The organism is Pseudovibrio sp. SCP20 (assembly GCF_057774105.1).
This window is the reverse complement of sequence record NZ_JBYMDH010000007.1, coordinates 56,050-68,838: the sequence shown is the minus strand read 5'-3', so window position 1 is coordinate 68,838 and position 12,789 is coordinate 56,050. Positions and strand designations below refer to the sequence as shown.

Sequence of the window (12,789 nt, the reverse complement as noted above, 5' to 3'; positions counted from 1 at the left end):
TCTAATGTGAGTCTGCGCATCACTTTGCAAACCACGGCTTCGTGAAGAGATAAACTCTTGAGTTTTCGTGGAATTGCATCACTTATTGCAAAAGAACATTCCGAACCGGAGGGAAAGCCGAATGTCTGACACAATCCAGCAAAACCTAGAAAAGCTTGGCGTCACACTGCCGGAAGCTGCTGCACCTGCTGCCAATTACGTGCCTTTCGTAAAAACCGTAAACCAGCTTTTCATCTCTGGCCAGCTACCAATGCAGGACGGCAAGATCGCAAAAGTCGGCAAGGTTGGCGCGGATCTGAGCATTGAAGATGGTGTGGAAGCTGCACGCCTTTGCGCAATCAATCTGCTGGCACAGGCAAAAGCGGCAACTGGCGACCTGTCCAAAGTCGTCCGCCTCGTCAAAATTGTTGGCTTCGTCAACTCCAACGGCGACTTCGGTGACCAGCCTAAAGTCATCAACGGCGCATCTGACTTCATGGTTGCAGCCATGGGTGATGCTGGCCGTCATGCACGCTCCGCTGTCAGCGCAGGCTCCTTGCCATTCAACGCTGCTGTTGAGATCGAAGCAATTTTCGAAATTGCCGACTAATCCCGCTCTGTCCGCAGAACACATCTCCTTTTATTGAAGAAGCAGTTTCGAAAATCCATGCAAGATCTTTCCTGGCTCACCGCCCGTCCGATCGCTCACCGCGGCTTCCATAACAAAGAAGCAGGCATTCTTGAAAACACCCCGTCCGCGGTCAAAGCTGCTGTAGAGAACAACTTCGCCATTGAGGTTGATCTGCAGGAGACCAAGGACGGTCAGGTCATCGTGTTCCACGACCCAAACCTTGAGCGCCTCACCCACGGCGAAGGCAACGTGATCGACTTCGACCTGTCTGACCTGCGCAAGCTGTCCATGCGTGGTTCTGACGACCCAATCTGGACCCTGCAGGAACTGCTTGAGCTGGTTGACGGCAAAGTGCCACTGGTTATTGAAATCAAAACTCTGAACCTTCCAGAAGGTCAGGATGAGTTCATTAAAACCATCGCCAAAATCCTTAGCGATTATAAAGGCCCGGCAGCAATAAAATCCTTCGACCCGAAAATGCTTCGGACCATGAAGGATGTTGCACCGCAGATCCCGCGTGGCTGCATCTCCATGACCACGCTGAGCGAAAACGATCACCTGAATCTGACAGAGCACGAGATCGAGAAGATTTCCTGGATGGTGCACATGGCTGGCACTGACCCGCATTTCGTTTCGTTCTTCGTGAAAGATCTGCCAGCCGACGGCCCAAGCTTCCTGCGTGAGTTCTATGGCCTGCCGGTGATGACATGGACTGTCAGAACCAAAGAAGACCGTATCAATGCTGCCAAGCATGCGGACCAGATTGTTTTCGAAGGCTTCAATCCGGACAAAGAGCCCCTCTAGGATCTATCGATTTGTCAGTACCACCATCACCCGTTCTGAAAGTCCTCTCCTCTCTGGATGAGATCCCCAGCATGGATTGGGACGCACTGGCAAATCCCGGCACATCGCCGATCCTTTATGATCAGCAGGATTGGATCGATTCACCTGAAACGATCCAATCCAACCCAAACCCGGAAACTGAATCAAACTCTCAAGTTTCTGAGTTTAACCCTATGCTTTCACACGCCTTTTTACAGGCACTGGAAGAAAGCAAATGCGTTGGGTGGGAAGCAGGCTGGATCCCTCAACACATCTGGTGGGAACAAGACGGCAAACCCATTGCCGCGATCCCGACCTATGCCAAAAGCCATAGTCAGGGCGAGTACGTCTTCGATTATGCATGGGCTGACGCCTTCCATCGCGCAGGCGGAAACTACTACCCCAAACTGCAGTGCTCCATCCCGTTCACACCCGTTCCGGGCCGACGCCTCCTGATATCACCGGAGGCCAATCGCCCGGAGACCATCAAGATCCTCACACAGGGCCTGAAAGAACTGACGGTCCGCATTGAAGGCTCCTCAGCCCATCTCACCTTTCTCACAGAGCAGGAATGGACCGAGCTCGGCAAAGAAGGCTTCCTGCTGCGCACAGACCAACAGTTCCACTGGGAGAACAACGGCTACAGCGATTTTGCGCAGTTTCTGGTGGCACTCTCCTCCCGCAAACGCAAAAGCATCCGTAAGGAGCGTAAAACCGCACTGGAGAACGATATAGAGGTCGAGTGGATCACCGGACCAGATCTGACAGAAAGCCACTGGGACGCATTCTATGAGTTCTATCTGGATACTGGCAGCCGCAAGTGGGGCTCTCCCTACCTCAACCGCAAATTCTTCTCGTTATTGGGGGAAAGGCTCTCCGACCACACCCTGCTGATCATGGCCAAGCGCGAAGGCCGCTATATTGCGGGCGCACTCAACATGATCGGCGGCAACACGCTCTATGGCCGCAACTGGGGCTGCATTGAAAACCACCCCTGCCTGCACTTTGAGATCTGCTATTATCAGGCCATTGAGTTCGCCTTGTCCCGCGGCTTACAGCGAGTTGAGGCTGGCGCGCAGGGCAGCCACAAACTGGCACGTGGCTACATGCCGAGCCTCACCTACTCTGCCCATTGGATTGCACACCCTTCATTAAGGAATGCAGTCGCAGACTATCTGGAACAGGAACGCCAAGCCGTTCTGCATGAACAGAAAATCCTGTCGGAACACGGCCCGTTCCGCCAACAGGGCAACTAGAACCCACTTCAAGACATCGATTCAAGACTCTGAAGAGACTCACGAATCCCTCCAAACTTGAATCAGTTTCTTAAGTACGATCAGGTTCTCAACAACTCCACCCAAACCACACATTGATTCTCCAGTGATCTTGGTCAATGAATCGGATTAACTACCGGCAAGGACCCGTGAGCCATTTCGCTCACAACGGATACACCGGTAAAATGATAGTTTCAGAGGATATCAAGATGACTAGCCCGTCCTACGATGACCAGAACATCTTCGCTAAGATCTTGCGCGGCGAACTGCCTTCCGAGAAGGTCTATGAAGACGAAAACACCATTGTTATCATGGATATCATGCCACGCGCAGATGGCCACGTGCTGGTTCTTCCCAAGAAGGGCTCCCGCAACATCCTCGATATCGAAGAAGCCGAACTGACTGCCGTTGCTAAAACAGCGCAGAAGATGGCACGTGTGCTCAAGCAGGCTTTCGATGCAGATGGCATTACCATTCACCAGTTCAACGAAGGCGCTGGCGGACAGATGGTATTCCACACCCACTTCCATGTCATCCCACGCACCGAAGGCATCTCCCTGCGCCCACACACCGGCGAGATGGAAGACAGCGAGAAGCTCAAAGCAAACGCGGAGAAAATCCGCGCAGCTGTCGCAGCTCATTCCTGATCATTTCACCTGAAACAACCTCGCGCACTCACACCTGATTGCGCGAGGGAATTTCGATTCACCTGAAATGACCACCTTCCCCGACCAGCAAATTTGAATCTGTTTTCAACGCACTAGCCCACACACTTGAATCAGATCCTTATGCCTCGCAAAAATTCGATTCACCTGAAACAATCAAACTGCCTCTATAGACACTTTCTCATTCAATGCCTTTTGCATGATCTTGTCGAAGCGTGAATCCATGCAGACACCCAGGTCTGTGGTGACAAATCTTCCACTCCAGTAAAGCGAGAAAATCGTGGCAGGCGTCGGCGCTGACTGCGCCTTCTCAAGCGTATCCAGATGAACGATCTTGAGCGGCAACCCACGTCGCTGAGCCGCCTCTTTCAGGCTCTGTGTCACATGATAATCTGTGAACGGACAGCGGTTGGAGTAGTAAGCAACAAGCCCCTCCCCGCTCAGCCCTGCACTCTTCTGAACATTCTCCGAGAATGAAGCAGAACCACCCGCATCACCAACACCAAGTCGCAGCAGCTCAATCCCATCAGGAGAGCTGTCACAAACCTCAAAACCTTGTTGCTTGAACCATTTGCCGTCTGATAGGAAAGGCATCTTCTTAGCACCGGCAATCGTCACCAAACCATCAGCGCCAGCTTGCTCAGCAGCCTCCACCGCCTTTGCAAGCAATGCCTTACCGTGCCCCTGCCCTTTGTACTTGCCGGAAACCCAGAAGCAATTCACCAGCAAGTGCCGTGGAGCGACCACAGGCGCCCAGCCAGCCTCTGCAGGCCCGAACTCGATGAACACCTTTGCCCGCTCATCAAGCTTGATGAACTGATAGCCCGAGGCGAACTGCTGTCCCAGCCAATCCTTCTTCAACTGATAGCCTTGCGCGCATTTCTTATCCGAAATCGCACAGCAGATATGCTCGTCACAAAGGTTGTGTTCACCCAGCGCAATATAGGTCATAGCAAGCCCCCAACTCTCCTCTATAGATTAGGGAGGGAAACGAGGCCCAGCAATGCGTGCGATCAAGCTTAGCAAGAATGGCTAAATCAAAAATGCCCAGCCACCGATCAGAACGAATTCAGCCGAGACAATCCCTGCCATCAGCCGGTCATTGAGCAGCTTGTAGCCAACCACCCCGCCAGCAACAGCTGCAAGACGAAGCCAGATCGGCACATCACCCAGCACCCCATCGGGGAACAGAACCAACCGCGCAATAATTCCCGCTATAAGCGCCGTTGCCACGGCCCGCACCCACGCAAACAGCAGACTATCCTCCCGCAGCTTGCCAGAGGCAAACACACCAATCCAACGCCAGCACTCTGTCGCCAGAAAGCCTGCAACAAGGATCATCACATAAGGCCACCACCAGCTGCCGTAAATCTCACTCACAGCTCAGCCCTCCGCGTTGCAAACAACCACCCCACAAAGGCAACCGTCCCACCCACAAAGCCCGTCAGCAGCAAATCTGCACCGGGAAAGAAGTGATAGAAGATCGGCCCCAGAATAAGCCCAAGGATCAGCGCTGCCTTATCACCACTGGTGCGCGACGCCTGATACATGGAGAACATGAAGTAGATCGGCGTCAGCAAAACCAGCCCAGCTGCAATCGGCCCTTCAAGAGCGGGAAGCACCATGTAGGACAGAGCCGTCGAACACAGCACCACAAAATGCACCGTGGAGCCAAAGCCAGCAAAGAATGGCAGACGCGCTGCACGCGGCAAGCTTGGCAGATTGCGCATGGCAAACACCCACGCGGTCACCGCCACAAAGTGAGAAACAAACAACATCTGCCATGTCTTCGTCCGCTTCTCATCTCGCAGAACAGGCATCAGCGCCACGGTCATCGGCATCAGGCGCACAGCAGAAAGCGCAACAGCAATCGCGGCAGGTATTAAACCCGCCCCGGCACTCATAGCACCGGTCAAAACAACAATGCTCGGCAAAGCCCACATCAGCAGGCTCATCAGCAACACTTCAACAAGCGTCAACCCAACTTCGCGGGCCAGCGATGTGAAGCCAACAAAGGCCATCATCAAAATAAGTGTCGGGAGGCAAAACGCACCTTTAGCCCCTTGGCGGAACCAATAGGCACCTCCCTCAAATTCAGAAGGATCCTCTCCTTCATCAACATTCATCTCTGAACTGGTCATTTAAGAACTCGAGCACTCTCAAAAACAGGAGAGCTTGGGGGAAGTAGAACCGCAGCCTTATCAGCAGCAGGTAAGAGCCTACACAAGACTACGTAGACCCACCATACAAAAAAGCCGGAGCAAATGCTCCGGCTTTTTCTCAAGTATCTTTGTCTTAATCCGCAATCGGAATACCCGGTACATCACCACGCTTGGTGGCATCTGCACCCCGGCCTGTTTTCGGAACAACGGACTTGCCTTTACCCTTGGCAGCAGGCTTCTTCTTGGCAGCCTTTGCCTTAGGTGTTGGACGATCCTCAACGCTTTCCAGAAGCAGACCTTCAAGATCCTCAGAAACGGAGACTTTAACAGTACCGCCCTTCTGAAGCTTGCCGAACAGAACCTCATCAGCCAACGGCTTCTTGATGTGCTCCTGAATGACACGGCCCAGCGGACGTGCACCCATCAACCTGTCGTAGCCCTTCTCAGAGAGCCAGGCCACGGCTTCAGGTGTCAGTTCAAAGGTCACGTTACGCTCTGCAAGCTGAGCTTCCAGCTGCATAACAAACTTCTCGACCACACGATGGATAACGTCGTTGTCCAGGTTGGCGAACGGAATGATCGCATCAAGACGGTTCCGGAATTCCGGAGTGAACATCTTGTTGATCGCTTCCATGTCATCGCCATCGCGGTCAATGCGGTTGAAGCCCATAGGAGCTTTCGCCAGATCAGCCGCACCAGCATTGGTGGTCATGATCAGGATCACATTGCGGAAGTCGACGGACTTACCATTGTGGTCAGTCAGCTTACCGTGGTCCATCACCTGCAACAGAATGTTGAACAGATCCGGATGGGCTTTCTCGATCTCATCCAGCAGCAGCACGCAATGAGGATGCTGATCAACAGCGTCCGTCAACAAGCCACCCTGATCAAAGCCCACGTAACCCGGAGGCGCACCAATCAGGCGAGAGACCGTATGGCGCTCCATGTACTCGGACATATCAAAGCGAACCAGCTCAACACCCAGCGTAGACGCCAACTGACGCGCAACCTCTGTCTTACCAACACCGGTCGGACCGGAGAACAGGTAAGAACCGATTGGCTTATCAGGCTCACGCAAACCAGCACGGGCCAGTTTGATGGACGCAGACAATGCTTCAATCGCAGGGTCCTGACCATAAACAACGCGCTTCAGACTATCCTTCAGGTTGGACAGCACTTCCGCATCATCCTTGGAAACAGACTTCGGCGGGATGCGGGCCATAGTCGCGATGGTTGCTTCAATTTCCTTCAGGCCAATGGTCTTGCGACGCTTACCTTCTGGCAGCAACATCTGCGATGCACCGGATTCATCAATCACATCAATCGCTTTATCCGGAAGCTTCCGGTCAGCAAGATAGCGGGAGGACAGCTCAACAGCCGCCTTGATCGCATCATTGGTGTACTTGATGTTATGGAAGTCCTCAAAGTATGGCTTCAAACCCTTAAGGATTTCAATCGCATCCGGAATGGTAGGCTCGTTCACATCCACTTTCTGGAAGCGACGCACCAGCGCACGGTCCTTCTCGAAGAACTGGCGGTATTCTTTATATGTGGTGGAACCGATACAACGGATCGTGCCGGAAGCCAGCGCAGGCTTCAGCAGGTTCGATGCATCCATCGCACCACCAGAGGTCGCACCCGCACCAATCACGGTGTGGATCTCGTCGATGAACATGATCGCGCCCGGATAATCTTCGATTTCCTTCACGACCTGTTTCAGACGTTCCTCAAAATCACCGCGGTAACGGGTACCCGCAAGCAGTGAGCCCATGTCCAGTGCGAAGATTGTTGCACTCTTCAGCACTTCAGGCACATCACCAACAACAATGCGGCGTGCGAGACCTTCAGCGATTGCTGTTTTACCAACGCCCGGATCACCCACATAAAGCGGATTGTTCTTGGCGCGGCGGCACAGGATCTGAATGGTCCGCGAAATTTCTTTTTCACGACCGATCAGCGGATCGATCTTTCCGGAAAACGCCTTGTCATTGAGGTTTTGACAATAAGCTTCAAGAGCTTCTGTTTTCCGTTTGGTTTGTTCAGAGGAGCCTCCAGATGGAGGCTGTGGCATGCTCACATTTGGATCAGCGCCACTATCGGAATCTTCCTCAACACCACGCACCCGACGTGGTTCAGATAAGCCAGCCCGCTTGGCAATACCATGGGAGATATAGTTGACAGCGTCGTACCGTGTCATTTCCTGCTCTTGCAGGAAGTAAGCAGCATGGCTTTCGCGCTCGGCAAAAATGGCAACAAGAACGTTAGCACCGGTCACTTCTTCACGTCCGGAAGATTGAACATGAATAACAGCACGCTGAATGACGCGCTGGAAACCGGCGGTTGGTTTTGAATCATCATCCCCGTCAACAACGAGGTTCTCTAGTTCAGTATCAATATATTCGACAATGCTTTTTCGCAGTTGATCGAGGTCCACATTGCATGCACGCATCACCGCAGCAGCATCCTGATCATCAATCAATGAAAGCAGCAGATGCTCCAGGGTCGCATATTCCTGATGGCGCTCATTAGCAAACGCCAAAGCTTGATGGAGAGCTTTCTCCAGACTGCGAGAAAATGACGGCACAGGCGCCCCCTATTACTTTTTCTCCATTACACATTGCAACGGATGTTGGTGTTTTCGGGCGAAATCCATTACTTGTGTGACCTTTGTCTCGGCCACTTCATAGGTGAAGACTCCACACTCCCCTACGCCATGATGATGGACATGAAGCATGATCTGCGTTGCGCTCTCACGGTCCAAATGAAAGAACCGTTCCACCACGTGGATCACAAACTCCATCGGCGTATAATCATCGTTCAGCAGCAAAACTCGATACAAACTCGGCCTTTTTGTTTTTGGCTTCGGCTTGGTAACGGTTATCGTCCCGCCATCATCATCATTATCCAGGTCGAAATCGCTGCTCATTCGTTCTCTTTGTCCCTCCATGTATAACGCAGAGGACTTTATAGTATTTAAACGTACCCCCTGCGAATTCAAGGGATATGCATTTTCATAGGGCACACCAACAACTCCAGAAAAATCAAACAGTGTTTCATTATATACTGGAAGCATAAGTTTATCTCCCCTGAGAACACTCATTGCCTGTCGCTGGTCTTTCATTCACACACTCACCGCAGCATCATCGCTGTCTGTTGTCTCTAGAGTATGAGGCGACCCACGCAAAGGCCAGCCTCAAACCTGCCTGCGCTCTTTCCTATTTCTACCGCTAATCCAAGGGATTGCGGGTATTTAGAAGCAGCGCGTGTCTCTCATTGATTTTAGTACTGATTATTCCCTGAGCAAACTGCAAAAAGCAAACCATTAAGCTGAGAAAATGACCAGACTATCCGAAGGGTTAAACCCTGCTCCCAACGTAAGATGAACATCTCCGGCCCCTTGAGGGTACCGGCATTCATTCCGCAGCACTGAGCAAAGCTGAATCACAATGTTTTGAGAGGGCCTTGAAGAAGAGAGATAGGTTTTCTGAAAATGAAAACAACCGGAGCAATAAATTAAAGGCGCCCCAAAAACCAAAAAGCCCGAAGCGATGATCCGCCCCGGGCTTCATATTCGGTTATGCCAGTAGATTACTTGGCAGCTTTAGAGAGCATGTTCTCATATGGCTTATAAGCGTCTTTAGCGACTTCAGCGTACATTTCGCCGATCTTTGTCGCCTGACCAACCATGCTTTCGTAGCTCACCTTGGCAAAATCTGCCTGAGCTTCCATAGCCTTATCGAGAGACTTCGCGCTTACCATTTTTTCGATCGCAGCACTGCTATCTTCCATAGACTTCTTGGAGTAGTCCGCAACCTCAGCAGAGATCGCCTGCATTCCCTTGGAAAAGGCACCGAAGCTCTGCATAGCTACGTCCATGTTATCTTTTCCAAGCTTCTGAATATTCTCAAATCCTGTGACCATGAAAATTCCCTCATCAATTGGGCGGCGCCGGTAATTCGATGATTAGGTTTTGTCTCTTGGGGAGCAAACGCCACATTCCAAAACTTACGCAACGGATATTATGCGCTGCACAAAATTTGTCAACTCTTATTTTGCACTGCAATATTATGAAAAGACAGGGGCGTAGCCACAAACAAAAAACGGATAAAAACAAGATTTTTGCAATCTGCCTTTGCGCATTTACAGAATTGTAACCGTAATCGCATCATTCTGGGCATGACGCGAACGGGGGGAGCCACCTCTGCTGCATTTTTAGCGGCTGAGGCTTTCAGAACACACCTCCGCTAGCACTCAGCGAATTTTTTTAGTACAGAGCGCGTAACCGCCATTATTGCTCACGGGGCGAAAAGAACATGGGTCTGCGTAAATTTGGGCCATTTGGGCGCCTAAAAAAGGCATTTGGACAAGCTGTCGGCATCATTGCCGTTTCAGTAGCAATCGCTACAGCTCCATCCGTTGCCGAGGCTAATTCCAAATATGCTGGTATTGTCGTTGATGCTAAAACCGGAAAGGTTTTGTACGCCAACAACGCCAATGCACGGCGCTATCCAGCATCCACCACAAAGATCATGACACTTTACGTGCTCTTTGAAGAGTTGGAAGCAGGCCGCGTTTCGCTCAACACCAAAATGAAAGTGTCCCGCTACGCTGCAGGTCGCCCACCAACCAAGCTTGGCTTGAGAGTTGGCGGTTCTTTGCGCGTGAAGGATGCGATCTACGCCCTCATCACCAAGTCCGCAAACGATGCGTCGACTGTGATTGCAGAGCACATCTCTGGTTCTGAAAAAGCCTTTGGGCGCCGCATGACGCAGACCGCGCGCGCCATTGGTATGCGGAACACCACCTTTAGAAACCCGCATGGCCTGCCAAATTCCAAGCAGGTCACCACAGCAGCTGACCTTGCTCTGCTGGGCCGCGCCATTCAGGATCGCTTCCCGAAGTATTATAAGTACTTCAACACCCGCTCCTACACTTACGCTGGCCGCCGTATGGGCAACCACAACAAGCTGCTGGGTCGTGTGCGCGGCGTAGACGGCATCAAAACCGGCTACACCAATGCCTCCGGCTTCAACCTCGTCACCAACGTAAAGCGCGACAATCGTCAGATCGTTGCTGTGGTTCTGGGTGGCCGCACCGGCAAAAGCCGTGATGCGCAGATGGTGAAACTGATCAACCAGTACCTGCCAAAAGCATCCCGTGGTCGCCGCACCGCGCCTATGCTCTACGCAGGCACAACAACACGCTATCAGTTCCCGAAGGTGGCACCGGCAATTCCTGTTGCAAAAGCGACTGGTCGCCCTGCACAGCAGCCAACTTTGCTGGCCTATGCCAACGCAAATGGCACAACACCGAACTCGAAACCAACCGATCCGATCGCAAGAATGCTGGAAAGCCAGGCCTCAAGCCCAGCTCCGGCACCGCGTAAGGAACTGGTTGCCAACTCTCTGGCCGCCCCTGCAGTCTCCGCATCTGCGAAACTGCAGCAGCCAGCCACAGCGCCTGCGCCCTCTTCCGCTCCAATTGCGAGCAAGATTGCAAGCCTGAAGCCAGAGGACATCGACACATCTGGCTGGCACATTCAGATTTCTGCGACCGACAGCCAGGATAAGGCAATCCGCATCCTGGAAAGTGCGCGCGCTGCGGCAGGCTCCGCCCTGCGTAACAAGCGCATTTACACTGAACCGGTCAAATCCAAGAGACAGACCCTGTACCGCGCGCGGTTCATCGGGTTTGAAACCAAAACAGCAGCCTGGGACGCTTGCGCCAAACTCAAGAAGGCCAAGTACTCCTGCTATGCCGTCTATCAGTAACTAGTATCAGTCACGGTGAGTCTAATGTCTGTTGAGAAGCCTATCCTTCGCCTCGTTGAGTTTGGAAGCCAGGAAAGCAGAACCTCCACTATCGGGGTGCAATCGTTTAATCAGTCGGCGGTGAGCGGCGCGGATGTCGTCCACGGAGGCTCCCGGCGCAAGTCCAAGAACCTCGTAGGCCTCCTTCTCAGTCAGAGCGCTCGAGCCCGACGCGTCTCTCTGCCCCGCTGTGGAATCCGCCTGGAAGTCTACACGCCAGTTGGAGAGCCTGCTGTCGAGGTAAGCTTCGAGTAGGGCAACGCTGTCCCCATCCGGCTGCACTTCACGCCAAAGCTGCCTGAGATCCGCAACCTGCAGAGAACTCAGGGCATGGCCAGCAAATGTACCGGCGAGCACTTTGCCCTCCAGCTTCTTGCTGTCATGATCCAGCTCCATATGGAGAAACTTGGAAGAGATGGTGGAAGTCTGACCGGCGCTCTTTGAGGCACCTCCCAGCCCACCAAGGGAAAAGCCCCCGGGAAACCGGAGGTTCTGCGCAGATCCCCATCCCAGAAGGGAGAGCGCAAAAACGGCAAGTGGCGCGGCCACCACGTATTTGCCGGTCACCGCGAGAAACGCACAGACCAGCAGCAAAAGACCGCCAATCAGTTTTTTCAAAGTGTCTGCAAGCTTCGCAGGGTTGGACTGTGTCAGCCACTTTGCGAAGAAATAGAGGATGGCGAGCACCAATCCTCCTAAGACCAAATAGCCCATGTACTACCTGAGGTGTTCTATCAAGAATTGAGCACCTTTATGCCCCGATTGCTCAAGTCGCTCAAGGGCCTCCCTGCCCCCTGCGGAAAACGTGGCAATCGCAGCCAGCAATCCGCGCAGGTTCGCAGCCGATCCTTCATCGAAATTCAGATAGACACCATTGCTCAGCCGGGCGATCTCCCGATAGGCCCGTTCCGCCACAATGTCCTGCCCTTCCTGAAAGACGAACACCGGCACCCCAAGCATCCCAAGCTCTCCGGCCTTGTCGCAAATCAGATCGGGATTTTCCTCCATGCAGTCGCCGATATAAACCACCGCCTGAACCCGCTTCTTGCGCGTTTCGCTCAAGGCATGGTCCAGCACTTTGCGAATCTGCGTCCGCCCGGCCTGAACGCGGATCTTGCGCATCATCCGGCCAAGCTCTTTGGAGTTACTCACCCAGCGCGAAGACTTGCACTCTCCATAGCCCCGGAAAAACACCAGCTGCACATCCAGCGACCCAACACTCCCCGCTTCAATGAACATCTCCTCCTGCAGATGACAGGCCTGATCCCAGGTCGGCTGGCGACTCATTGTGGCGTCTAGAGCAAAGATCAAACGCCCTCTTTCGCTACCCTCAGGCGCCGCGGCGGCACCTTTAGCAGCCGCAAGAAAACTGGAAAGTTCGCTTTTGTCTTCCGCATGCTTATTCAGAAATCCGGTCTTTTTGGAAAGCTTGTCTGACATAGGCAC

Annotated in this window: 13 protein-coding genes; 5 read left to right on the top strand and 8 right to left on the bottom strand. The window is 52.9% G+C overall.

The features are described from left to right. The first annotated feature begins 121 nt into the window (after window positions 1-121). The 4 genes from AC3CB2_RS22500 to AC3CB2_RS22485 all read left to right on the top strand — a co-directional run bounded on the left by AC3CB2_RS22500 (window position 122) and on the right by AC3CB2_RS22485 (window position 3,353). Window positions 122-589, top strand: coding sequence for a RidA family protein (locus tag AC3CB2_RS22500; RefSeq protein WP_352936544.1), 468 nt, complete (start codon window positions 122-124; stop codon window positions 587-589). Window positions 590-646: 57 nt separating this feature from the next. Beyond that, the gene (locus AC3CB2_RS22495) at window positions 647-1,414 is read left to right on the top strand and encodes a glycerophosphodiester phosphodiesterase family protein (protein WP_352936542.1); all 768 of its coding nucleotides are present in this window, start codon (window positions 647-649) and stop codon (window positions 1,412-1,414) included. Window positions 1,415-1,485: 71 nt separating this feature from the next. Then, window positions 1,486-2,688 (top strand): GNAT family N-acetyltransferase, encoded by a 1,203-nt coding sequence (locus AC3CB2_RS22490; protein ID WP_352936619.1) that lies wholly within the window; start codon window positions 1,486-1,488, stop codon window positions 2,686-2,688. Between the two features lie 227 nt (window positions 2,689-2,915). Next, entirely contained in the window at window positions 2,916-3,353 is a 438-nt protein-coding gene (locus tag AC3CB2_RS22485) for an HIT family protein (RefSeq protein WP_075698882.1), read from the top strand. 174 nt (window positions 3,354-3,527) lie between these two features. Here AC3CB2_RS22485 and AC3CB2_RS22480 read toward each other — a convergent pair whose 3' ends face one another. From AC3CB2_RS22480 to AC3CB2_RS22455, 6 genes are all read right to left on the bottom strand, one after another. After that, window positions 3,528-4,322, bottom strand: a complete 795-nt coding sequence (locus AC3CB2_RS22480) for a GNAT family N-acetyltransferase (protein ID WP_352936540.1) — start codon at window positions 4,320-4,322, stop codon at window positions 3,528-3,530. Window positions 4,323-4,403: 81 nt separating this feature from the next. After that, the gene (locus AC3CB2_RS22475) at window positions 4,404-4,751 is read right to left on the bottom strand and encodes an AzlD domain-containing protein (RefSeq protein ID WP_014286251.1); all 348 of its coding nucleotides are present in this window, start codon (window positions 4,749-4,751) and stop codon (window positions 4,404-4,406) included. After that, window positions 4,748-5,512: an AzlC family ABC transporter permease gene (locus AC3CB2_RS22470; RefSeq protein WP_014286252.1), complete on the bottom strand. Its 765-nt coding sequence runs from the start codon at window positions 5,510-5,512 to the stop codon at window positions 4,748-4,750. The genes AC3CB2_RS22475 and AC3CB2_RS22470 overlap by 4 nt, the downstream gene beginning before the upstream one ends. Before the next feature lie 154 nt (window positions 5,513-5,666). After that, complete coding sequence (gene clpA, locus AC3CB2_RS22465) at window positions 5,667-8,117, bottom strand: ATP-dependent Clp protease ATP-binding subunit ClpA (protein WP_083416733.1); 2,451 nt, start codon at window positions 8,115-8,117, stop codon at window positions 5,667-5,669. Between the two features lie 12 nt (window positions 8,118-8,129). Further along, entirely contained in the window at window positions 8,130-8,459 is a 330-nt protein-coding gene (gene clpS / locus AC3CB2_RS22460; protein WP_008553008.1) for an ATP-dependent Clp protease adapter ClpS, read from the bottom strand. A gap of 662 nt (window positions 8,460-9,121) precedes the next feature. Continuing rightward, window positions 9,122-9,454, bottom strand: a complete 333-nt coding sequence (locus AC3CB2_RS22455; protein WP_008552981.1) for a phasin family protein — start codon at window positions 9,452-9,454, stop codon at window positions 9,122-9,124. A gap of 392 nt (window positions 9,455-9,846) precedes the next feature. Here AC3CB2_RS22455 and AC3CB2_RS22450 point away from each other — a divergent pair, with 392 nt between their 5' ends. Continuing rightward, window positions 9,847-11,304: a serine hydrolase gene (locus tag AC3CB2_RS22450; protein ID WP_352936537.1), complete on the top strand. Its 1,458-nt coding sequence runs from the start codon at window positions 9,847-9,849 to the stop codon at window positions 11,302-11,304. Window positions 11,305-11,325: 21 nt separating this feature from the next. Here the strand turns inward: AC3CB2_RS22450 and AC3CB2_RS22445 are convergent, their stop codons facing one another. Together AC3CB2_RS22445 and AC3CB2_RS22440 are read right to left on the bottom strand one after the other, a co-directional pair. Next, window positions 11,326-12,030: a DnaJ domain-containing protein gene (locus AC3CB2_RS22445; protein WP_128647443.1), complete on the bottom strand. Its 705-nt coding sequence runs from the start codon at window positions 12,028-12,030 to the stop codon at window positions 11,326-11,328. Window positions 12,031-12,060: 30 nt separating this feature from the next. Next, on the bottom strand, window positions 12,061-12,783 hold the full coding sequence (locus AC3CB2_RS22440; RefSeq protein WP_352936535.1) for a vWA domain-containing protein: 723 nt from the start codon (window positions 12,781-12,783) through the stop codon (window positions 12,061-12,063). Window positions 12,784-12,789 lie beyond the last annotated feature (6 nt).

Coding starts and splice junctions, on each gene's coding strand:
- AC3CB2_RS22450 (WP_352936537.1), top strand. CDS start 9,847: ATGGGTCTGCGTAAATTTGGGCCATTTGGGCGCCTAAAAAAGGCATTT.
- clpS (WP_008553008.1), bottom strand. CDS start 8,459: ATGAGCAGCGATTTCGACCTGGATAATGATGATGATGGCGGGACGATA.
- AC3CB2_RS22490 (WP_352936619.1), top strand. CDS start 1,486: ATGGATTGGGACGCACTGGCAAATCCCGGCACATCGCCGATCCTTTAT.
- AC3CB2_RS22485 (WP_075698882.1), top strand. CDS start 2,916: ATGACTAGCCCGTCCTACGATGACCAGAACATCTTCGCTAAGATCTTG.
- AC3CB2_RS22495 (WP_352936542.1), top strand. CDS start 647: ATGCAAGATCTTTCCTGGCTCACCGCCCGTCCGATCGCTCACCGCGGC.
- AC3CB2_RS22480 (WP_352936540.1), bottom strand. CDS start 4,322: ATGACCTATATTGCGCTGGGTGAACACAACCTTTGTGACGAGCATATC.
- AC3CB2_RS22455 (WP_008552981.1), bottom strand. CDS start 9,454: ATGGTCACAGGATTTGAGAATATTCAGAAGCTTGGAAAAGATAACATG.
- AC3CB2_RS22500 (WP_352936544.1), top strand. CDS start 122: ATGTCTGACACAATCCAGCAAAACCTAGAAAAGCTTGGCGTCACACTG.
- AC3CB2_RS22440 (WP_352936535.1), bottom strand. CDS start 12,783: ATGTCAGACAAGCTTTCCAAAAAGACCGGATTTCTGAATAAGCATGCG.
- AC3CB2_RS22470 (WP_014286252.1), bottom strand. CDS start 5,512: ATGACCAGTTCAGAGATGAATGTTGATGAAGGAGAGGATCCTTCTGAA.